Origin of the sequence: Mesorhizobium sp. WSM4976, from assembly GCF_029625685.1 — a bacterium.
Lineage (GTDB): Bacteria > Pseudomonadota > Alphaproteobacteria > Rhizobiales > Rhizobiaceae > Mesorhizobium.
This window is the reverse complement of record NZ_JARTVT010000002.1, coordinates 224045-246712: the sequence shown is the minus strand read 5'-3', so window position 1 is coordinate 246712 and position 22668 is coordinate 224045. Positions and strand designations below refer to the sequence as shown.

The following is a 22668-nucleotide window of genomic DNA, read 5'->3' as shown; positions in this document are numbered from 1 at the left end:
GTTCGAGGGGGCGGCAATATTGTTCGGAATTGACTGAAAAAATGCCTGCAAATCTAGAGGTCTTTGAATAGGCTCAACAGAAAGTGGCAGTTTGGCCTGATTCACCCTAGGGGTGAGACGGCGCGGAGGGGAATATTGGCCGCAGGGACAGTTGCAGGTGCGGTGTCGGCCTATGGCGCATCGCTGAAACCGAAGCTATCGAATCCGGCAATCGGCGGGCAGCCCGAGGATCAGCTTCGCGGGCCTCTTGAGGCGTTGGTCAAGTCTCTCGCAGAGGTCGGCGGTTTCGGGGCCGGCGCTGTCCACCTGGTCGGCGAGACCAGCCTCGCCGACATCAAGACGCGGCCAGATTTCGCGGTGACGGCCAACAAGGCGCTGGTCGGATTCATCGAGGTAAAGGCACCGGGCAAGGGTGCCGATCCGCGCCGCTTCACCGATTCGCACGACAAAGAACAATGGGGCAAACTGAAATCGCTGCCCAATCTCCTCTATACCGATGGCCAGTCCTTCAGCCTGTGGCAGGACGGTGAGATCGTGGGCAAGGTCGTCGCGCTCGAAGGCAATATCGAAAGCGACGGGGCGAAGCTCGCCGCCCCCGGCGCGCTGCTTCCTCTGATCGTCAATTTCCTGACCTGGAAACCTATACCCCCCGCCAACGCCAAGCAGCTCGCGGAGATTTCGGCGCGACTGTGCCGCCTTTTGCGCGATGAGGTGATCGAGCAGCTGGAGCGCAAGAGCCAAGGGCTGACGGATCTCGCGAGGGACTGGCGCAGGCTGCTTTTTCCGGAAGCCAACGACTACCGTTTCGCCGATGGCTATGCGCAGGCCGTGACGTTCGGCTTGCTGGTCGCTCGGGCCATCGACATCCCGCTCTCCGGCGGCATCCACCAGGCAGCCTTCCAGTTGCGCGGTTCCAATTCGCTGATCGGCACCGCGCTAGGCCTTCTTACTGACGACCCCGAAAACCAGAGGGCGCTGGAGACGTCACTCGCCACCCTGACGCGGGTATTGAACGAGGTGAACTGGCACACCATCAGCAAGGATCGGCCGGAAGCATGGCTCTATTTCTACGAGGATTTCCTTGAGGTCTACGATAACGACCTCAGGAAGCTGACCGGCTCCTACTACACGCCGCCGGAAGTGGTAGCGGCGATGACGCGGCTGGTGGATGAGGCCTTGCGCGGTCCGCTGTTCTCGCGCCCGGCGGGTCTGGCTTCCACTGACGTGACATTGGCAGACCCGGCCATGGGTACAGGAACCTTCCTGCTGGGTGTGATGCGCAAGATTGCAGACACAGTCGAGGCCGACCAGGGCAAGGGTGCGGTGCGGGGCGCAGTCGAGGCGGCGATGGGCCGCCTGATTGGCTTCGAGCTCCAGTTTGGCCCATTCGCGGTGGCCCAGCTTCGCCTAATCGCGGAATTGCAGGCTTTGATAAAGCCGGATGCCACGAAGCCGCCGAAACTGCCCGACTTGCAGCTTTTCGTCACCGACACGCTTGGCAACCCGTATGTTGAGGAGGACACGCTGGTGCAGAGCGGGCCCATCGCACAATCGCGGCGGGAGGCCAACAGGATCAAGCAGCAGCGCGACATCACCGTGGTGCTCGGTAACCCGCCCTACAAGGAAAAGGCGCGCGGGTTGGGCGCTTGGATCGAGCAGGGCAGCGGAGAGAAGGGTCTGATCGCGCCGATGGACTGGTGGGCGCCGCCACCTGAGTGGAAGGTCGGCGCGCACGCCAAGCATCTGAAGAACCTCTATATCTATTTCTGGCGTTGGGCGACGTGGAAGGTCTTCGGCACCGGCAACCGAGCAGCGACCGGAAACCCCGACCGCGACGAGGAGGGGATTGTCTGCTTCATCACCGTCGCAGGCTTCCTTAACGGTCCCGGCTTCCAGAAAATGCGCGACGATCTAAGGCGTACCTGTTCGGACATCTGGGTGATCGACTGCTCGCCGGACGGCCATCAGCCGGAGGTACGGACACGAATCTTCCAGGGCGTGCAGCAGCCTGTCTGTATCGTGCTGGCCGCGAAGCCGTTGGGCAAGGATCGGAATGAGCCCGCCAAGGTGCGATTTCGGGCGTTACCCAAAGGCCCGCGCAGAGATAAGTTTGCCGCGCTGAAGATGCTGAGCCTTGACGCGCCAGACTGGCTGGACTGTCCCTCGGATTGGCGCGCACCATTCTTTCCGGCGGCGAGCGGCGACTGGGCGACCTTCCCGCCGCTGAAATCTTTCTTCGTCTATGACGGGTCCGGCGTGATGCCGGGGCGTACCTGGATCGTCGCGCCGGACCGTCAGTCGCTTGAGGCGCGTTGGGGGCGGCTGGTCTCCGAGAAAAATACCGAGAAAAAGGAGGAATTGTTCCACCCGCATCTCCGACGCGGAAAGCCAGGCGATAAGCATGTCCGAAAGACAGTCGCCGCCGGGCTCGCTGGCCATGAGGCGCGGCTTCGCCCGGTCATCGACGATCGCAACGGCGTTGTTCAGCCAGATCGCTATGGTTTCCGTTCCTTCGACCGCCAATGGATCATTCCCGACGCGCGCCTCATCAACCAGCCAAATCCCGCGCTATGGGGCAGCTATTCCCCGAAGCAGGTCTTCCTGACAGCCCTGGAACGAGCTTCGCCCAGATCTGGTCCGGCCGTTACATTCACCGGCCTCATCCCCGACCTTGATCACTTCAACGGTCGAGGGGGGCGCGCCCATCCGCTCTGGCGCGATGCCGCGGCGAAGGTTCCGAACATTCCGACGGAACTGCTTGGCGTGCTGGCCGACGTCTACGGGCATGCGGTCTCGGCCGAGGACGTCATGGCGTACCTGGCTGCGGCGATGGCGCATCCAGCCTTTACCGCGCGGTTCCAGGACGACCTCGTTCAACCTGGCCTGCGTGTGCCGCTGACCGCCGACCCGGCGCTGTTCAGCGAGGGCGTCGCAATCGGCCGCGAAGTCGTCTGGCTGCACACTTACGGCGAGCGCTTCGCGGACCCCGCAGCCGGACGGCCCAAGGCGCCGCCGCGCATGGCCGAGGGCGCACGGCCATTCATTCCGGATGGCGGCGGCATTCCTGGCAGTCCGGAGCCGCTGCCCGACACCATGGAATACGATCCGGCCATTCGCCGCCTCCATCTCGGCGGTGGGTTCGTAGACAACGTGTCACCGGAAGTGTGGGCCTATGAAGTCTCGGGCAAGCAGGTGGTCTGGCATTGGTACAGCTACCGCCGGCTTGATCGTACGCGGCCGCAGATAGGCGACAAGCGCCCGCCTTCCCCGCTCGACAAGATACAGCCCGACCATTGGCTCGCCGAATACACCAGCGACCTCATCGACCTCCTAAACGTGATAGGGCGGCTGATCGCGCTAGAGCCTCGCCAAGCAGACCTGATGGACCTCATTCTGAAGGCCGAGCTCATCAAGGTCGATCATCTGAAGACGGCGCTCGGCGTAGGCAGCAACTGACAGGGCTGAGTCAGGAAACCGGGGATAAGTCAGCCTGCGACCGTCGCATGTCCTGTTCGGCTGGGGCATAGTGCAGCCCTGTGAATCAAACCAGCAGGACCATGGCTAGGAATCAGCTCGACCTTTTCGGCGCCGCTCAGCCCGAGCTCTTCGACGAGGACGCCCCGCCCGTCTATTACCAGGGCGATCCGGACCGCGTGCGAGCGAGGCTGCATAGGCTGATTGCCGAGGCGCGGGCGGCCGACACGCTGCCGTGGGACGCCGATAGCGTGCGGCTTTACCGCAAGATCGTGCCGCAGATGGTGTTGTGGCTGCCCGAGGACGAAGCAAAGCAGCTTTGCTTCGATTTCGAGGAGGAGATCCGGCGGCTGCTGGCAGCGTAAAAATCGGGGCTGTCATTCATGGCATTGGAATTGAAGAACAGGGTTGTTGAACTTTTGTCAGCGAACCCAGGGAAGAGATTCAAAGCCAGGGACATAGCGATATGGATCGCAGAAACATACCCCGAGGCTGTGGCAGCGAAGATAAAGCGCAGCGTAGCAATCCAGACTCATGATCAGCTTCTTTATCAGCTTGTTGCCGAGATCGGGGCTAACCGTCCAGTGTGGCAAAAGCAGCTTCCGCAATTGCGCAGCACCGAAGGCGTGCGACCGCGCCTCTTCTATTGGTCCGACAAGACTGAGGAACAGGAGGTGGCTGATGTGGAGAGCGGCAAGGAGCCTGTCCTTGAGTTCGCGACCGCGCCGGAAGATGCTGTTCCCGCTGCCGCCGGCGAAACCGAAAAGAAGGTTCTGCGGCGAAGTGAACATGATCTGTATCCGCTTCTCATAGAATTTCTGGAAGCGGAGCATGGTGTTCAAGGCCATCGCATCGATGAGAAGAAATCTTCCAATGCGTACGGGAGTGGCGGCAACAAGTGGCTGTTTCCAGACGTGGTGGGTATGGAAAACCTGTCGGACGGCCTTCACCCCGAAGTTGTGACAGCAATCCGGGAGAGCCGCGACAGGCAAGTCCGACTCTGGTCGTTTGAGGTAAAGCTTCTTATCAACCGTTCGAATGCCCGCGAGACCTATTTTCAGGCCGTTTCGAATTCCTCATGGGCCAACTACGGCTACCTTGTTGCCGCTAATTTCGAAGGTTCCGAAACTCTCAAGGAATTGCGAATTCTGTATGCCATGCACGGCATCGGCCTGATCCGGCTTGATGAGGAAAATCCTATCGAGAGCGAAATCCTTATTCCGGCGCGCGAGAAGCCAGATATCGAATGGCCTATGTGCAGCCGCCTCGCAACCGAGAACAAAGACTTCAAGCAGTTCATGACGAAGGTCCGTCACTTCTTCCAGACGGGCGACATGTAGTCGACAATGCTTCCACCACGAAGAGATAAATCGAGGGGTCGATTGTAGGGGGCGACGATGGATCCGAGGAGAAGGTTAGACGAGAAGAGCGAGAGCCTGCGCTCTTCAAGGGTTCCCTTCATCGAGACCTATCGAGAGGCGGTCCTCGAAGAGCAGCCGCTTGGAAAACCTCTGGAACGTGAGGTCATCGTTATCCGTATCGAGAAGAGCCATTTTGCGCTCTACTCGTTGCTTTTCGGGTTTTTCGTGGTCCTCATCATCTTTGGCATAATTTCCGGGTAGATGCCCTATGTTGAGGGGTAGTTGCGGGGTCGGACGGTCAGCCGGCCACCGAACAAGAATACCTGCACCGAGGATATTCGGAGCAGCCTAAGAATTGGCCGAACCTGCCGCTCTTTCTAATGAGGTGACCGCCACAGTTTTCTGTCGGGCATTGGGGCTTTGGCGCCTTGTTGCGATATTTCTGTTTCTTAAACTCCCAAGGATGGATGTTGTCCTTGAAGGCCCATATGCCTCGCTTTGCACGTTTGGCTTCCTCCAGGGCATCCAAATATCGCTGGTTAGGCCCGTATCGTTCCAGAACCCAAGCCCAGCCATTGACGACCATCTCTAGCTCGATGTTTCTCGTCACGCGAAGGGGCGCCCCAAGCATCGTCATGACATGTGGGCATGACGACGGGGTTCTGAACTCGCCGGCAGCGTAGTCCAGCGTCAAATAGGGAACGCAAACGACACGGCCGTACGTGTCTACCGACTGCCCGGTATTCATCTTCATCAAGATGGCGAGTTCGACCCACTTGTCGCCTATCAGGGCGGTGAGGAAATCCTTGGCTTCACGGCCGCCGGGTTGCTCCATCTCTGGAGCATCAATAAATCCGAATCTTGCGGTTATCTCGATCTCGGCTTGATCCCTAGGGTTTCCTGTCACCTCAGAAACCCTCACACGAGTTAGAAACCCATCGCCGTCGAACACCTTCAGCACCGGAACCCTGACTGTGTCCGTTTGTGGATCCTCAGGCACAATGATCATGGGCTCTACTTCTTGAACCATTGTATCGGCGGCAAGGGAAATGGGACTATACCGTCCCTGTTCTTCCTTTCGGAAGTGCTAAATTAAGCCAAAAATCTGGATCCGGAGTGGACGTTCTCGTCACCATGGAGGCTCAGCGAGCACTATCGGGCTAGAAGGCCAATCCCTTAATAATGTTCGCCGGAGCCGCGGAACGAAGCTTGGGAAATTAAAACATGCATGTTCGCCTTTTGTGCTCCGAAAGTCGCATAAAAGGGCAGTCTGGAATAGCTTTGCCCTGGTAGGTTACCCCCAACGAACAGAGGCCATTGTCCTCGTTCAAACTGCCATGCCTGGTTTAAGTGCAGGGTTCCGTCGTGAAGAAGACGGTCAGCTATCGCTTGCTAGGGCCCGTTACCGCTGCAATCACTTTTGACATTTTCCGGGGCGTACGAAACGCCTTGCCTGACCCAGTCCGGTACTTGTGGCAACCAGCGCCCCTGTGAATTCGATCTATCGGGCCGTGGCTGAACCCCGCTATGCTTAAAGGGGAGACCTGAATGGCATTTCGATTCGTCCACACCGCCGACATTCATCTCGACTCGCCGCTGCGCTCGCTGGCGCTGCGCAACCCAGATCTTGCCGAACTTGTCGGCGACGCCAGCCGCCAGGCTTTCATTTCGATCGTGGATCTGTGCCTTGCAGAGCGCGTCGACGCGCTGGTCATTGCGGGCGATCTTTATGACGGCGACCAGACGTCAATGAAAACCGCCCGGTTCCTGGCGGCGCAGATGGCGCGCCTGCACCAGGCCGGCATCAGGGTCCTGAAAATCCGCGGCAATCACGACGCGCTGTCGCGAATTTCAAAGCAGCTTGTGTTTCCTGATACAGTCACCATCTTCACCGGCCGACCTCAATCCATTCCGCTAACTGCCGGCGGTCTCGACGTCATGTTCCATGGCTTGAGCTTCGCCAACCCGAAGGCGCCTGAAAGCCTGCTGCCAAAGTATCCCGCCGCACGGGAGGGCGCGTTCAACATCGGCATCATGCACACCAGCCTTGCCGGCTCGCCCGGCCATGACGTCTACGCGCCGTGCAGTGTGGCCGATCTGCACGGCCACGGTTTCGACTATTGGGCACTGGGCCACATCCATGTCCGCCAGGTCCATCCCGGCGCATCGACGGCGGTGATGCCGGGCATGCCGCAGGGCAGGGACATCAACGAGGCGGGCCAGAAGTCCGTGACCCTGGTGACGATACATGACGATCGCTCGATCGAGATCGAGGAACGGCTGACCAGCGTCGCGCAGTTCGAGCGGCTGAGCGTCGATGTGACCGGGACAATGGAATGGTCCGATGCCGTCGCGCGGGTTCGTTCGTCTCTCGAAACGCTTCGCGCTTCGATCCCTTCACGTCATGCCGTGGTGCGCCTGGCCCTGACTGGTTCGTCCGCGCTCTCTTGGGCGATGATCCGCGACAAGGATCTTCTGCTTGCCGAGGCCGAGCAGGCGGCGGAGCAGGTTGGCGACACGTGGGTGGAGAAGCTGGAGCTTGACCTCACGCAACCACGGGCGGAGGCCCCAGAAGGGACTGCCGATCCGATTTTCGAATTGGCCGCGTCCATGCGTGACGACGCCAATTCAGAAGCCTTCCGCTCCGAGGCAAAGGCCTTCATCCAGAAGATCGTCGCGGACCTTCCTGCCGAAGGCCGCGACTTTGCGGGAAAGGACGAGGCAGGACTGGAGCGGTTCCTCGACCAGGTGCTTGCCAGCGGCACCGATCTGGTGACGGCACGGCTCAAGGCCAGCGGGTCTCCATGAGGCTGCGGCGGCTCGATCTCATCCGGTACGGAAAGTTCACCGACAGGTCGATCGACTTTGGCGCCAGACCGGAGACGGGCGCTGATCTGCATATCGTGTTTGGCCTCAACGAAGCCGGCAAGTCGACGGCGCTTGCCGGCTATCTCGATCTCTTGTTCGGCATAGAGGAGCGCAGCCGCTATAATTTCCTGCATGAGTACAGCGCCATGCGCATCGGCGGGGTGCTCGAGCTCGCCGGTACGGAGCACGCGTTCACTCGCACGAAGCAGCGCAGCAACTCGCTCCTCAACGCCGATGGCCAGCCGGTGAGCGAGGTCGCGATATCGGCACATCTGGCCGGCCTGTCGCGCGACGCCTACGCCACCATGTTCTCGTTGGATGACGATACGTTGGAGGCAGGCGGCAAATCGATCCTGGAATCGCGCGGCGACCTCGGCAAGCTGCTTTTCACCGCCAGCGCCGGGCTTGGGCATGCAAGCGATACTTTGAACGCGCTCGAGGCGGAGGCCGATGCACTTTATCGCAAGCAGGCGCACGGGACCGATCTGGCGTTGCTGAAGAAGCGTCTCGCGGACTTGAAGTCGCGTCGCGATGCGATCGACACGCTCGCCTCAACTTACGAGACCCTCGAGGCGAAGCGGCTCGATGCGACAGGACAATACGACCGCATCGTCAGCGACCGGGCCGGGCTGTCGGCCAGGCTTGACGCGATTGCCCGTTACCTACGGGCTCAGCCCATGCTTTTGGATATCACGCGCAAGCAAGTCCGGCTCGCCGAACTGCCGGACATGGCGTCGCCACCCCGCACATGGACAGGCAGCGTCACCGACCTCATTCACGACGACGCAAGCCTGAAGACGCGGCTGGCCGCGAACAAGGACGACGTCGAACGCCTGACGGAGAAGATCGCCGCGGTCGATGTCGATACCCAAATCCTTGCGGTCTCCGAGCGCATCCGAAAGCTTGGAGAGAGCAAGGTGCGCTTTGCCTCGGCAGGTTTGGACTTGCCCAACCGCAAGATGGAGCTACAGGTCCTCGACAACACCGTGGCGGGCTGCCTCGCGGCGCTGGGCCGGACTTCCGAGCCCGACCCGTCTGTGTTGCTTTTGCCCGCCGCCACCGTTGGCGTCCTACGCGGCATGCTCGAGCAGCGATCCGGGATCGCCACTAGCATGCGCTCCGCCCGCGACGAAGCGGCAGCGGCGGCCGATGCGCTGCAGAAGGCGAGGGAGCGCGTCGGCGAAGAAAGAGCCGTCCCCGAGCCCGCTCGGGCGAGGCTCGGCGCGGCGGTGGCGAAAGCGCGCGAGAGCAGACATCTGGCGGAGATCGAGGCGGCACGCGAGGCGGAGGAGAAGGAGACAGTCCGATGGACCGCGATGCTTGGGCGGCTCAAGCCCTGGTTCGGAGATGCTGAGGCACTTGCCCTCATCACGGTTCCAGGCGCCAGCCAAATTATGGCTTGGAAAGCAGCGGCGGCGGAATTGGCGAAGACCGGCGCGGTGCTTTCCGAGCGCCTCGCCGAATTCGAAGGCAGTCATGCACTAATCACGGCGCGACTGGCCGCTCTTCGCGCATCGGTGGACATTGTCGACGATGAACGGGCCGCAGCTATCCGGCGTAGCCGCGATGAGGCGTGGGCAGCGCATCGCGCCGCGCTGTCGGACGAGACCGCTGACGACTATGAGCAGGTCTTGGCGCGCGATGACGCTGCCGGGGCGGTCCGGTTGGCCGGGGCATCGGATCTGGCCGAAATGCGTGCAACCACGCGCGCCTTGGCCGAAGCCGCGGCGAGCCTGTCCCGCATACGCGCACAACGCGCACAGCTCGACGGGGACGTGGAAAGTAGATCGATCGAGATCCGCGCTGCCATCAAGGACTTCACCACTGAACACCCCGAACCATCGCCAGAGCGATTGATCGAGAAGGTCGAGGACCTGGTCGCAGCACGCACCGATGCGCTCGCCGCTTGGGAACAGATCGAGCTTGCCCGCGGCAAGCTCCGGCGGGCCAGCGAAGCGGGCGAGGCCATACGCCAGGAACTGGGCGCGGCGCTGTCGAGCGTCGGCATAGCGCCGGCGCCGGGCGACAGTCTCGAGGCGACTATAGCGATAGCTGAGCTTTTCCTCGACCGTCAGCGCAAGCTCGACGCGGAGCATGCCGAGGCGCTCAGGACCGTGAGCGCAAGGCAAGAGGATCTCGCCGCTCGCCGACTGGCGCAGGGGGCGGCAGAGCGCCGAGAGGAGGAATGGCTGGCAGGCATTACTGAGGCGCTCAAGGGTACCTGGCTCGAGAACGGCCTGTCGGCACCGGCGGTCGGCACGGTGCTTGATCAGCTGGCAGCACTCTCCAAAAGCCTGCAGGAGCGGGACGCCTTGCGACTGCGCATCGCCAAGATGGAGGCCGACAGAGCGCACTTCCTGGCCGAGGTCGCGGCGCTCGCAAACGATGCCGGCGAACCGGCAAAAGATGGCGACGTCGAGCAACTGGCAACCAGGCTGGCCGAGCGCCTGGAACGCGCCAAGCGCGCACGTGAGATAAAGGCGGGCTTCATCGATGACCTCGACCGCCTCAACAGCGCGCGCGACATGCTCGACAGCGAAACGTCAAGCCACGAGCATCGCAAGCAGGAGGTCCTCGAGGCCTTCGGGGTCGCCACGCTGGCCGAGGTCGTCGAGCGTGACGAGTTGCTGCACGAGCGCGACCGCCTCCTTGCAGCGGTCGACGAACTTGAGGACAGGGTGACGGTCGAACTGGCGGCCGAAAGCTTCGACAAGGCGCGCTCGGTCCTGAATGCTGTTGATTTCGATAGCCTCGCGGTTGAGAGGGAAGAAGGCGAGCAACGGCTGCGGCAACTCGACGATGCAATCAATCAACAGCTGATCCGCCAGACCCGGGCCGCGGACAAGCTGGACGCCATCGGCGGCGATAGCGCTGTCGCGCGCCTGGATGCCAAGCGGCGCACCACGCTTCTGGAAATCGAGGAGAAGGCTGTCCGCTACATTGAGCTGAGGCTCGGCATCATGTCCGCGACACAGGCCTTACGCGTCTATCGTGAGCGTCATCGCTCCGGCATGATGGCTCGGGCATCGGATGCCTTCGCGCTGATGACGCGCGGTCAATACTCAGGCTTGACCACACAGCCAGTCAAAGGCGGCGAAGTCCTGATCGCCCTGCAGCGGGACGGCCAGTCCAAGGTTGCCGATGCTCTGTCCAAAGGCGCGCGCTTTCAACTTTATCTGGCTTTGAGGCTTGCCGGATATCACGAGTACGCCCAGTTCCGGCCAGCCGTGCCCTTCATCGCCGACGATATCATGGAGACCTTCGACCATGTCCGATCCGAGGAGGTCTTCAGGCTGTTTGGCGAGATGGCGCGTGTAGGGCAGGTGATTTACCTGACACACCACCAGCATCTTTGCGAGATCGCGAGGGCCGTGGTTCCTGGCGTCAGGATCCACGAACTCGGACCATAGCGCACACGCCTTCCGACTTCCTCCGCTCCCACCTTACGCAGACAAGTCGGCGCCCGTGCAAGTGCCTGCAGCGCAGCCCACCGCCGCGGTTGTCTCCAGGACGCTGCTCTGCAATACTTGGGGTCGCGCAAAGCTTGGCCGGTGTCCCCGACGCCGGCCACTAGCACAAGGCCAGGGACGGCACGACAAATGTCCTGGGCGACAATGCCCTCGGACCGTGGCTCACTCAGTGGGTTCCCAACGTCCGGCCTTGCAGCGCTCAAGCTGCTCTCGCCGGTCCATCCGCGGGAGCCTTTTGCATGCCTGAAATTCACCTCGACCACAACAATGCCAGCGAAGCAGGCAAGGGCCTCCTCACGCTTTGGGATCTCGCCAACCCCCAGGCCACAGTCGAGGCGGCCAAGGAACTGTATGGTTCAAATGCCGCGACGGCTGCCGCCTGGTGCGCGCTGACAGCCCATTTCGATGGACGCAACGAAGACTATCGCTTCTGGTGCACCGTGTTTTCCAGACTTGGAAGCGACACCGAGCACTGAGAAACTCGCGAAGACCAGAGGTACACACCGGCGATGCGAGACTACCGACGCAAGGCGGAAGTCCGCCCACAGCAGCTTCCACATAGGACAGTTGGCAAGCGTCAAATGCCCGATCGGCCCGATGCAAAGTGCGAACAATATGTTGCGGCCGATTTAACATCTCTTCACTTGGCTTCAGAGCTGTATTCCAGAACAATCCATCAAACTGTTGCATCGCTTCTCGCATGAGCCATGCCTGAGCGTCTGCTCTGATTGTCAAGCGCGCGTCCTAAAGCGAGCACGCCGCAACCTGCCACTTTGGGTGGCCATGCTCTGATCATCGATCTTGCGAGCCGAGCGTGGCCGCAGGGGGCGGATTTCAATGGCAACAGCAAGAGGGAAAGTCGATCAAATGACAGACCTTTCGAAGCTGGTGGATCGTAACGAGGGCGCGGGCCAAGGGAGCAGTTGGATCAAAGGCGCAGCGACCGATTGCAAGGCTTGGTCAGGCATGATGCTTGTGCGCGTTCTGCGGTTCAGGGGAATCGGCGGCGGCGACATCGCAGATGCCATTACGCGGCATCGGCATTGGAGCAGGCGGGTCGGTGAACTGGCGCTGAGGCGCGCTCGGCGCCGGAACTGGTTCGCGACTGCCGCTCTTTTCGCCTTGGCTTCGAATACATTCCTCGAGACGATCGCTTGGCGCCGGCTGCTTCACATGCGACCGCGGGACGCCGGCGATGCCCGGCAAAAACTGCTCTATCTGATGTCGGTCTCGATCGGCGACGGAGTGACATTCACGTCCCGCGACATCGACCTGATCAACACCAGTCTGCGCGGCTTCGAGACGGAGCTTGCGGCTTTGCTTAAAAAGCCTCATCGCCGCTGAGGCGTGCTACGGCAACGCCGAGAAAACAGCCCCCCGGGGTGCTTGCTATCCGCCGTCCACCGGATCGACCGGCAATCGGTTCGACCGCTTGATCTGAGCCAGCGCAAAGCTTGTTTCGATCGAGGCAACGCCGTCGAGCCGCGTCAGTTTCTCCTTCAGGAAGCGCTCATAGGCGTGGAGATCCCGGACCACGATGCGCAGTAGGTAGTCGCGTTGACCTGTCATCAGATAGCAGTCGACAACCTCAGGCCAGCGCGCGATCGCGGCGTTGAAACGCTCCAGTTCGCTCTCGCGCTGACGCTCCAGCTTGATCGAGGCGAAAACTGAGATCGGCAGCCCGACCAGATCCTGATCGATGACGGCCGTGTAGCCTGTGATGACCCCCATATCCTCCATCAAACGCACGCGGCGTGCGCAGGGTGAGGGCGAGAGTCCGACCTTATCGGCAAGCTGTTGAGCGGTCATGCGCCCTTCGACCTGCAGCGCGTCGATAATCTTGCGGTCGATACTGTCGAGTTTCACCTTTGGCACGATGAGCCACTCCAGAGCTGGAATTTGAATAAAATGGCTAATCTTTCCCCTCCAGGCGCGCAAGTTTAATCACATCGCGCTGGCAACAAAGTCTAGCCTTTAGGCCTCATGACCAGGAGGCATCGACTTGAACAGGCAGGATTTGAGAGCGCTTGCGGCGCTGGAAAAGAAAGTGCTGTGGTTATCAGCGTGGATCATCCACAACGCCAACCACCTTCGTGAAAACACCGACGGCCTGAAGGTAGGCGGCCATCAGGCATCATCGGCCTCGCTGGCAACGATCATGACTGCGCTCTATTTCTCAGTGCTGAGGCCGGAAGACCGCGTGGCGGTCAAGCCGCATGCCTCACCTGTTTTCCACGCCGTCCAGTATCTTCTAGGCAACCAGACCCGCGAAAAGCTCGAGCAATTCCGCGCCTTCGGCGGCGCGCAAAGCTATCCGTCCCGCACCAAGGATTCCGACGATGTCGATTTCTCGACCGGCTCGGTGGGCCTGGGCGTTGCCCAGACGCTATTTGCGTCGCTGGTCCAGGATTACCTGCGAAGCCGCGACGACAGCGTCACTGAAGGCCGCATGGTGGCGCTCGTTGGCGACGCCGAGATGGACGAGGGCAATATCTTCGAGGCGCTGTTGGAAGGCTGGAAACATGGTCTGCGCAATTGCTGGTGGATCGTCGACTACAATCGCCAGAGCCTTGATGCCGTCGTGCGGGAAGGATTGTGGGAACGCTTCGAGAGCATCTTTCGCAATTTCGGCTGGGACGTGGTTGTCCTCAAGCACGGGTCGCTGCAGCAGGCCGAATTCTTAGAGCCTGGTGGGGAGGTATTGCGTGCCTGGATCGAGAACTGCCCCAACCAGCTCTATTCGGCTCTGACGTTCCAAGGCGGCGAAGCCTGGCGCAAACGCCTCCTGGCCGACATCGGCACCAGCCCGGGAGTGGCTGCGCTTCTCGAGCGCCGTTCCGACGTCGAGCTCGCCGCGCTGATGACCAATCTCGGCGGCCATGATCTGCCCACCCTCCTGGATGCGTTCGAGATGGCGCGGGGCAACGATCGGCCGACGTGCTTCATAGCATATACGATCAAGGGATTCGGATTGCCGCTTGCGGGCCACAAGGACAACCACGCCGGCCTCATGACCAGGCAACAGATGGCCACCTTCCGTGCGTCGATGTCGGTCGGAGAAGGACGCGAATGGGATCCGATCGCGGGACTGGATCTCGACGAAGCGGAATTGCGGAGGTTTATCGAAACGGTGCCGTTCATCGCCAAGGGTGATCGGCGCCATCATGCGCAACGCATCATCGTGCCCGACCACCTGGCCGTGGAAGCCAAGGGCAGCGTCTCGACCCAGGTCGGTTTCGGTCGCTTGCTGGACGAGATCGCTCGGATCGGCGGACCGCTTGCTGGCGCTATCGTCACCACGTCGCCGGATGTGACGGTGTCGACCAACCTGGGGCCCTGGGTGAACCGGCGCGGATTGTTTGCCCGGGAGACGCTGGCAGACACGTTCCGCAGTGAGCGGATCGCGTCGACCCAGAAATGGGAGTTCGGCGCAACGGGCCAGCACATTGAGCTCGGCATTGCCGAGAACAACCTTTTCATCTTGCTGTCGGCATTGGGTCTGGCGCATTCGGTTTTCGGCAGGCGGCTTTTGCCGATCGGCACGCTCTATGACCCGTTTATCCAGCGCGGCCTCGATGCGCTCAACTATGCCTGCTACCAGGATGCCCGCTTCCTGCTTGTCGCCACGCCCTCGGGCGTGACGCTGGCGCCCGAAGGCGGAGCGCATCAGTCGATCGCGACCCAGCTGATCGGCATGGCTCAGGATGGGCTTGCCGCCTATGAGCCTGCCTTCGTCGACGAGCTTGCTGTCATCATGCGCTTTGCGCTCGACTATATGCAGCGCGATGGCGATGCCGTTCAGTCCGAACGAACCTGGCTCCGCGATGAGACGGGGGGATCGGTCTATCTGCGCCTGTCGACGCGGCCGGGTCGAGCAGATCGCCCGCGTCATGACCCCGGCGCTTGAACAGGACATTGTCGATGGCGCGTACTGGCTTCGTCCGCCGGGTCCGAACGCCGAGGTGGTTATTGCCTACACCGGCGCGGTTGCGCCCGAGGCGATCGAAGCAGTCGGCATGATCGGGCAGGACCGCCGTCATGTCGGTCTGCTGGCGGTTACCTCCGCCGACCGGCTCAACGCCGGGTGGACGGCCGCAAGCCGCGCGCGTGAGCGAGGCCTTGTCCATGCGAGAAGCCATGTCGAAAGGCTGTTCGCCGATCTGCCGCAGCACTGCGCGATTGTCACGGTGACCGATGGGCATCCGGCATCGCTGGGCTGGCTTGGATCCGTCTATGGACATCGCACGCGCAGCCTCGGCGTCGAGCATTTCGGTCAGTCCGGTACGATTGACGACCTCTACCGGCATTTCGGTATCGATGCCAACTCGATCGCGACGGCTGCCGACAGGATCACCAGCGGCCGACCCGTGCGGGCCTTGCGGGCGCTGGATTGAGCAAAGTTCCGCAGCAACCCTGAGGGCGTTTGATCGCCGGCTCACGCCTGGAACGCGAAAGCCGCCATAGCCAAATCAAACGAGGAGGGACCGTAATTGAGATCCCGCCTACCTACTAGCGGTCCGTGCGATCGGGAACTTGCCGGAAATCCTGGAACGGCGGTGAAATCTCGCTTTGGCGTTCCGCCAATAAGCTGAAATCAGCGAAGGGAGCTCGGCCGAGCGTCCGGTCAATCGCCTTGCCGCGCCACTCGCCCATGTCCAGGACATAGGTCCCCCACATGCCATAGCGCGCTGCCCTGGCGAACTCTTGCGCAGCAACATACGCAGGCGGGGCAGATCCGCGCGCCCTTGCCCATCCAACGCGTAGCATCTCCTTGGCCAGGTCAAGCCCTTTCGTCCTGCAGCGGCCAGCCAAGGCTTGATCCACCACAGCCGACAACTGGCAGGTGACTGTGGCACCGCCGATCGCTCGTTTCAGCCAGGCTTTCGCCAGCCCGCCACAGGGCACAGGTTTGAGAATCTTGCTTGCGCCGTGCTGCCTCGGATCAAACGACCACTGGGGCAACTGACAGGCATCGATATCTGCAAGACGGACACCTAGCGCAAACTTCGGGAACCAGAGCGTTTGACCATCGACAACAGCAGCGCGCCCGGTGATGGTCTTCTGAAAGGGCGACAGATGGTTGGGAAGCGCCGCAAGCATCGCAGGCGAGCGCCCAACCATGTCCGCAGCTGGGGCAGGACTGGTGAGCGATGCAACCACCAAGACGCTGATACTGCACCGAAGCGGGATGTGCCTCATTGCGCTGGCCCTGTTTGGCGGACCGCCTGTCCAAGCAGCACCGCGGGATGTTCGACATCGCTGAATTGCCACAGGCCGGCCCGCCCGCCGCGTGCGCCCTGTTCGGCGACGGCGTATGGAGGATAGATCGGCAAGCCGTCGCGTCCGAGCGCGGCAAAGGCGAAGCCGGACGTTATCATCAGGTTGGCAAGGTCGACGCGGTCTTGGCCGATCATTGCATAACAGGCGACGTAGATCGTTCCCCTGGCTTGCGCGACCGTCGCGCAAAGCGGGTGGGTGTCAAGGATGTAGGCTGACAGCACCGCAAGCGAGGCCTCACCGCAATCGCGGCGCTGCCCGCCCTTGTCGGTATAGAACGTGCCGCGCAGGCATGCCTGGACGCCGTAGAGGCGGTAGTGCTTTGCGCCGTCGATCCAGCCGTCGCCGCTTTCGAGGACAACGTTGTGTCCGACAGGAAAATAGCCGACAGGCTCGGCTGCGACAGCGCCGGTAGATAGAGCGGCAGCCGACAGCAGGAGCATAGCGCGCTTCACTGGTTCTTGATCCTGGGGTCGGCCCACATGCCAAACCCGCTCCGCCCGATCTTCTCTGCTTTCTGCAGGTCGGGGCGCGCTGAAGAGCCATCCGGCTTCTTCGCGATCCGGTGGCTGCCAAGCGAAACGAGTTGCTCTTCGAGCATGTCGACGGCGTCGAGGCTGCCCGGATAATTGTAGTAGCCATAGCAGGTGGCGTCTTGAGCCGGGGCATTTTGCTCGCTGACGAAAACCCGGCAGAAAATCACCTTCGGCGATTTCAGCATGGTCTCCAGACCGCGCCGGGCAAAGTCGGCGCAGGATCCGGTGAATCTCTCGCGCCGGTTGACCAGGTCGCCATCGCAAGGCTCGATCCCAAACAGACGCAGGGTGACCGTCTCGTCGACACGTATATCGGTTGGCGAGGTGGCCCCAAAGCCGGCAGCGGATGCATAGCCCTTTCGATCGGCGACCCTGCCCTGGCCGTCATAGTACTCGATCACAAGGACAGTCCTGCCGGGCGCGGCGAGCGATCGGATGTAATCCTTGTCGACCATTCCGGCCGCCCCGGCCGGGCTGGTCAGCGCGACGCAGGAAGCAATGGCGAGAGGCATCCACCTGCTCATGATCTGGGGCTCCGAATTCAGCTCTGTTCGCATTGATGACGCCGCCTTCAATTTTTGCAAGAATTTTTTCTGATCCAAATTGACTTTGTTTTTTTGCTGCCTTACGCCTTTTCGCGAATCCATCGTTCCGATGCACGAAGGGGACTGGCATGGCGAGACGTACGTTCGGTGCATATTTGCTGCGTCGCTCCCTATCGGCCTTTGCCGCGGCCACTGTCGTTTCGGTCTCAGCCCCAATTTCGGCCGCGGAGCCCCTACCCAAACCGGCCGATCCAGCGAACTTTGCCTCCAATTCGGCGGTTAGGGAAAGGCTGAGCACTGTTTTCGCGACACGGTGGCAAACCAGTGAAAGCGACCTTGCTGTCGGATCCGACGGCAAAATTCGACGCCCCATCAGGCCCGAGATCGGGCAAAACGACGCCTTGGCTGGAACCTTTGATGCAGCCATCATCGAGATAGAGAAAGAAAGTCAAAATAAGTCAATTTCTAAAGTAGGGACCACTGATCCATGTGGGCCATCACCAGCCGCGCCCAACGAAATCAAGTGGCTCATCGCGGCGTCCGCCGATCGCCACGGCGTCGATGCGGGTTTTGCGTTGGCGATCGCGTTTGCCGAAAGCCGTTTTGATCGTCAGCGCAACTCGGCCAAAGGTGCGCGCGGGCCGATGCAACTCATCCCCGAGACCGCTGCGCGTTTTGGTGTCGATGATATCTGCGATCCGGCGGCGAACATCGATGGCGGTGTGGCCTATCTGCGCCAGCTGTTCGATGAGTTTCAAAACCCGCTGCTGGTGGCGGCGGCCTACAATGCCGGCGAAAGCCGGATCCGGGCGTCGGGTGGCATCCCGCCGATCCCCGAGACGCTCGGCTTTGTCGCCGAAGTCGTCAACTACCAGATCGCCATCACCCGCACAGTCGGGCGGGCGGGGCGCGCGACACAAGACCCGAGAGGTCGGGAGGCCACGACAGTTGGGTCCGGTACGAAGTCCCGACCGCGCTGGGTCGATGGCGTGCTGCAGTTCTAACCCCAGGAGCCCACCATGAAGAATTCCATCCGAAATCTCCTCACGACCGGGCTTTGCTCGGATATTGCCGTGATCGCCGCGGGCACAGTTGCGCTGTCGATCATGGCGGCGTCTCCGGCCTTGGCGCAAACGTCAGGGGCGTTCGCGCCGCTCGAGACCGCCGTGCAGATGATCGTGGACTTCATCACCGGCCCTTTTGGCCGGCTGCTTGCCATCATAGCCGTCATCGGACTCGGCTTTCTTGCCTTCGCCGGACGCCTTTCATGGTTTACCGCCGGCGCCGTCGTCATCGGCATTGGCCTGGTGTTCGGCGCTCCCGCGATCGTCGACCAGATGATCTCGGCAGTCGGGAAGTGACACTATGAACGATGTCGCTGACGACGCGCCGCATCTGACACCGCTGGTGATTGGCTTGACGCGCCCGCCGATGATGTGGGGGATCCCGCTCAACGCCTTCTACATCATCGTCGGCGTCACGCTGATCGCCTTTCTGGTGACCTCAAGCTTCTGGTCGGTGGCAATTGCTCCGCTGATCTATGTGACGCTTTTTGCCCTTTGCAGCCGCGATATCCGCATCCTGGATCTCGCTCAGGTCGCCGGGCGGCGCACTCCGCGCACGCCAAACAAACCGTTCTGGCGCACGAACTCCTACGGAATCTGACCATGCTGAGCATTGTCACGAAAGAACTTGGCTTTGGGCGTCAGCTACGGCGCGAGCGGTCGCTGGCAACCCACATCCCCTACATACGTCACGTATCTGACAGCGTGATCGGGCTGGAGAGCGGCGCCGTTCTGTCGGTGATCAAACTGGACGGGCTCTTCTTCCAGACGGAGGATCAGGCCGAGCTCAATATGCGGGCCAGCGTCCAGAACACGATGATCCGCGCCTTGGGATCGAGCCGGTATTCCCTTTGGTCGACAGTTCTGCGCAGAGAAGCCAAACCGTCGCTCGGCGGACGCTTCAGCGATCCATTTTGCGCTGCCTTGAACGATCGCTACATGGCCTCGCTCGCCGGCAAGCGCATGTTCACCAACGAGATCTACCTGACCGTCATTCGCTCCGGAATGCGGGGGGCGCTCGGTGCGGCTGCGTCGGTATGGCGGCTGCTCGACCGTCCGCAGGTTGGCGAACAAGGCAGCCGCGAGGCGATCGACGAGCTCGAGGAAGTCGTCGGCAACATCACGCGCGAGCTTCAGAAATACGGCGCGCGCCGGTTGGGCATCGTCTATCGCGACGGACAGGCCTGCTCCGAACCATGCGAGTTCTTCAACACGATCCTTTCCTGCGGCGTGGCGCGGCCGATGCGACTGCCACGCATGGCCCTGCGGAATTATCTCGGCACTTCGCGCCTGCATTTTTCGAAACGCACCTTGCAGGCGCAGGCGCCCACCGAGGCGGACCACCGTTTCGGCGCGATGCTGTCAATCAAGGAATACCCGCCTTTCTCCGGACCGGGCATGCTTGACGGCCTGCTGCAGGTCAATCACGAGTTCATCCTGACGCAATCCTTCACCATTGCGGACAAGCCGATCGCGCAGGAGAGGATTGCACGCCTGCAGCGCCAGATCCGCGCCTCAGACGAGGCCGGAAGCAGCGTCGAGACCGATATCGATTATGCCCTCGACAGTTTGGTCAACCAGGAAGCGGTGTTCGGCTATCACCATTTCAGCCTTTTGTGTCTGTCGCACGATCTCGAGGACATCGACAAGGCGGTGTCCGAACTCGGCGCATGCCTTACCGACATGAATGTCACGTGGCTGCGCGAGGACCTCAACATGGAGGCCTCCTTCTGGGCGCAACTGCCCGGCAATCATAGCTACATCGCCCGCGCCGCGATGCTGTCCAGCGCCAATTTCTCCGGCTTCTCCTCGATGCACAACTTCGCCACGGGACAGGCAACCGGCCTTCATTGGGGGCTGCCGATCTCGATCCTGGAGACGACCTCGCAGACACCATACTGGTTCAATTTCCATCAGCGCGACATCGGTCACTTCCTCGTCACCGGCCCGACGGGCTCGGGAAAGACCGTGGCCCTGACCTTCCTTCTGGCGCAGGCGTTTCGCGTCGCGCCGGAGCCCAAGGCGGTTTTCTTCGACAAGGATCGCGGCGCCGAGATTTTCGTGCGCGCCGTCGACGGCTATTACGAAGTGCTGGAACCCGGCACGCCGACGGGCTTCAATCCTCTTCAGCTCACCAATACCCCCGGCAATCGCGAATTCCTGCTTCGATTGCTGAAGGTCATGCTGGAGCCTGGTGACGGGGGCGGCTTTTCCCAGGAGGACGAGGACACGCTCGAGCGCGCCATCGGCCGCATCTGCCAGGAGCCGGTCGAGCAACGTACGCTCGCCAATCTCTGCGGCCTTCTCATGGGACGCTCCCGCTCCAACGCCAATGACTTGCAGGCGCGACTTCGGCCCTGGTTCGAGGGCGAGAAGGCTTGGCTCTTCAATGCTCCGCGCGACGCGCTGTCATTTTCCAATCGGCGTCTTTTCGGCTTCGACATGACCCACATCCTCGACAATGCCGAGGTGCGCACCCCGGCGCTGATGTACCTCTATCACCGGCTCGACGAACTGCTGACCGGCGACCCTGTCCTGATCTTCATGGATGAGGGCTGGAAGCTCCTGCAGGATCCAACTTTTTCCAGCTACATCGTCGACAAGATGAAGACGATCCGCAAGTTGAACGGGATCGTCGGCTTCGGCACGCAGTCGGCTGCCGACATCGCCCAATCCCCTCAGTCCCACACCCTGATCGAGCAGTCGTCGACCAACTTGCATTTCCCCAATCCGCGAGCCGACGAGGCGAGCTACATCCATCGTTTCGGCTTGAGCGCCAAGGAGTTCGGCTTCATCCGCAACACACCGCCGGAAAGACGAACATTCCTCATCAAGCACGGCAACGATTCCGTCATTGCAAGGCTGGATCTCTCGGCGATGCCTGACATCGTCAAGGTGCTTTCGGGCCGCAAGGAAACGGTCGAGGTGTGCGCCGCGTTGCGATCCCGTGTCGGCAATGATCCGGCAAAGTGGCTGCCTCTTTTTTGCGATTGGGAGGCTGAGACATGATCAGACGCATTCCGCTGCTCTTGGGCCTGCTTGCATCGCCCGCCTACGCCGACATTCCCACGATCGACGCAACCGTGCTTGATCAGCGTGAGCGGCGCTCCGACGACACTTCCCAGATCGATGCGGTGGATCGCGACCGCTACACCAGCGACCAAAGTGTCACCTGTGCGCTCTATCGGGCCGGTCGCAAGGATGATCCCGTCGCTGCTGCCAATGCCAACCCCGCGATCGCCGGCATGGTGCGCCGGATCGCCGCTGAGGAGGGGGTCGACGAAAACCAGTTTCTCGCCCTGGTCTACCAGGAGAGCCGGTTCAACCCCTGCGCCAGGTCAGGTGCCGGCGCCATGGGCCTGGCGCAACTCATGCCGGGCACTGCCGCCGAGCTCGGCGTCAATCCACACAACATCGAAGAAAACCTTCGCGGTGGCGCGCGCTACTTCAAGCAGCAGCTTCGCCAGTTCAACGGCAACGTCTCGCTGGCTTTGGCTGCCTATAACGCCGGGCCTGGCGCAGTACAGAATTATGGCGGCATCCCGCCGTTTCGCGAGACGCAAGGCTATGTCGCGATCATCACCCAGAAGTGGCTGCCGGCTTTTGGCGGGTCCGACAAATCGGGCATGCCGCTCGGTTTTGGTGGCGGCAGCGCCGGATTCGAGAGTGCTCGCGACAGCGCGCTTAACGCAATGGGCCTTACCGCCGCGATCAGCGATGGATCTGGCGACGTCGCCTCATGGTTCCAGCAACTGGGTGATGCGACGGCTGGAACCGTCCAGGACAGCTGGGACCAGAATGCCGGGGCGCGCAACGCCAACCTCGAGATGCTCAACCGCATGATCCAGCTGGCGACGGCATTCGCCGACCTGACGAATGCCCGCGACACGCTCTCGCTTGGCGACATATCCGGCGCCAATCGCTCCGGCCGTTACGAACCCCCGGACGCTCCTGACGGCGGACCGGTTCCCGATCCCTGCAATGCCCGCGCCGGTCTCGCCCGGAGCGCACAGGCGAATGCCTGCGGACAGAAACCGGACCAGGATGCCGAATTGCTGCTGAACCCACAATGA

18 protein-coding genes and 1 pseudogene are annotated in these 22668 nt (G+C 61.6%); 14 read left to right on the top strand and 5 right to left on the bottom strand.

The annotated features are described in order from the left end of the window. Window positions 1–135: 135 nt before the first annotated feature. From P9272_RS03535 to P9272_RS03520, 4 genes are all read left to right on the top strand, one after another. Window positions 136–3456, top strand: a complete 3321-nt coding sequence (locus P9272_RS03535) for a type ISP restriction/modification enzyme (protein WP_278159042.1) — start codon at window positions 136–138, stop codon at window positions 3454–3456. 101 nt (window positions 3457–3557) lie between these two features. Beyond that, on the top strand, window positions 3558–3839 hold the full coding sequence (locus P9272_RS03530) for a hypothetical protein (protein WP_278159041.1): 282 nt from the start codon (window positions 3558–3560) through the stop codon (window positions 3837–3839). An 18-nt stretch (window positions 3840–3857) separates the two neighbouring features. Further along, on the top strand, window positions 3858–4814 hold the full coding sequence (locus tag P9272_RS03525) for an HrgA protein (protein WP_278159039.1): 957 nt from the start codon (window positions 3858–3860) through the stop codon (window positions 4812–4814). A gap of 57 nt (window positions 4815–4871) precedes the next feature. Beyond that, window positions 4872–5096 carry a hypothetical protein gene (locus tag P9272_RS03520; protein ID WP_278159037.1) on the top strand — a complete coding sequence of 75 codons (225 nt, stop codon included), beginning with the start codon at window positions 4872–4874 and terminating at the stop codon, window positions 5094–5096. Between the two features lie 37 nt (window positions 5097–5133). Here P9272_RS03520 and P9272_RS03515 read toward each other — a convergent pair whose 3' ends face one another. Further along, window positions 5134–5844: a topoisomerase DNA-binding C4 zinc finger domain-containing protein gene (locus P9272_RS03515; RefSeq protein ID WP_278159035.1), complete on the bottom strand. Its 711-nt coding sequence runs from the start codon at window positions 5842–5844 to the stop codon at window positions 5134–5136. A gap of 539 nt (window positions 5845–6383) precedes the next feature. On the opposite strand from P9272_RS03515, the gene P9272_RS03510 reads away from it, so the two are divergent. The 4 genes from P9272_RS03510 (at window position 6384) to P9272_RS03495 (ending at window position 12517) form a co-directional block, all read left to right on the top strand. After that, a complete protein-coding gene (locus P9272_RS03510; RefSeq protein WP_278159033.1) occupies window positions 6384–7643 on the top strand; it encodes a DNA repair exonuclease in 1260 nt (419 codons plus the stop codon). After that, a complete protein-coding gene (locus P9272_RS03505; protein ID WP_278159031.1) occupies window positions 7640–11113 on the top strand; it encodes an AAA family ATPase in 3474 nt (1157 codons plus the stop codon). The genes P9272_RS03510 and P9272_RS03505 overlap by 4 nt, the downstream gene beginning before the upstream one ends. Before the next feature lie 299 nt (window positions 11114–11412). Continuing rightward, window positions 11413–11649 carry a hypothetical protein gene (locus P9272_RS03500; protein WP_278159029.1) on the top strand — a complete coding sequence of 79 codons (237 nt, stop codon included), beginning with the start codon at window positions 11413–11415 and terminating at the stop codon, window positions 11647–11649. A gap of 697 nt (window positions 11650–12346) precedes the next feature. Continuing rightward, entirely contained in the window at window positions 12347–12517 is a 171-nt protein-coding gene (locus tag P9272_RS03495; protein WP_278159027.1) for a hypothetical protein, read from the top strand. Window positions 12518–12562: 45 nt separating this feature from the next. Here P9272_RS03495 and P9272_RS03490 read toward each other — a convergent pair whose 3' ends face one another. Further along, on the bottom strand, window positions 12563–13048 hold the full coding sequence (locus P9272_RS03490; RefSeq protein WP_278159232.1) for an Lrp/AsnC family transcriptional regulator: 486 nt from the start codon (window positions 13046–13048) through the stop codon (window positions 12563–12565). 127 nt (window positions 13049–13175) lie between these two features. On the opposite strand from P9272_RS03490, the pseudogene P9272_RS03485 reads away from it, so the two are divergent. Then, window positions 13176–15567: pseudogene (locus P9272_RS03485) on the top strand (transketolase). A 115-nt stretch (window positions 15568–15682) separates the two neighbouring features. On the opposite strand, the gene P9272_RS03480 reads toward P9272_RS03485, so the two are convergent. From P9272_RS03480 to P9272_RS03470, 3 genes are all read right to left on the bottom strand, one after another. After that, window positions 15683–16273 (bottom strand): thermonuclease family protein, encoded by a 591-nt coding sequence (locus P9272_RS03480; protein ID WP_278159025.1) that lies wholly within the window; start codon window positions 16271–16273, stop codon window positions 15683–15685. 95 nt (window positions 16274–16368) lie between these two features. Then, window positions 16369–16905 carry a thermonuclease family protein gene (locus P9272_RS03475; RefSeq protein WP_278159023.1) on the bottom strand — a complete coding sequence of 179 codons (537 nt, stop codon included), beginning with the start codon at window positions 16903–16905 and terminating at the stop codon, window positions 16369–16371. Continuing rightward, a complete protein-coding gene (locus P9272_RS03470; RefSeq protein ID WP_278159230.1) occupies window positions 16902–17498 on the bottom strand; it encodes a hypothetical protein in 597 nt (198 codons plus the stop codon). The genes P9272_RS03475 and P9272_RS03470 overlap by 4 nt, the downstream gene beginning before the upstream one ends. A gap of 161 nt (window positions 17499–17659) precedes the next feature. Here P9272_RS03470 and P9272_RS03465 point away from each other — a divergent pair, with 161 nt between their 5' ends. From P9272_RS03465 to P9272_RS03445, 5 genes are read left to right on the top strand one after another with little or no spacing between them, the layout of a single operon-like run. Then, window positions 17660–18535: a lytic transglycosylase domain-containing protein gene (locus P9272_RS03465; RefSeq protein ID WP_278159021.1), complete on the top strand. Its 876-nt coding sequence runs from the start codon at window positions 17660–17662 to the stop codon at window positions 18533–18535. Window positions 18536–18550: 15 nt separating this feature from the next. Then, window positions 18551–18892, top strand: a complete 342-nt coding sequence (locus P9272_RS03460) for a TrbC/VirB2 family protein (RefSeq protein WP_278159019.1) — start codon at window positions 18551–18553, stop codon at window positions 18890–18892. 4 nt (window positions 18893–18896) lie between these two features. Beyond that, a complete protein-coding gene (locus P9272_RS03455; protein WP_278159018.1) occupies window positions 18897–19196 on the top strand; it encodes a VirB3 family type IV secretion system protein in 300 nt (99 codons plus the stop codon). A gap of 2 nt (window positions 19197–19198) precedes the next feature. After that, window positions 19199–21604, top strand: coding sequence for a VirB4 family type IV secretion system protein (locus tag P9272_RS03450; protein ID WP_278159016.1), 2406 nt, complete (start codon window positions 19199–19201; stop codon window positions 21602–21604). Continuing rightward, entirely contained in the window at window positions 21601–22668 is a 1068-nt protein-coding gene (locus P9272_RS03445) for a lytic transglycosylase domain-containing protein (protein ID WP_278159014.1), read from the top strand. Before P9272_RS03450 ends, P9272_RS03445 begins: the two co-directional genes overlap by 4 nt.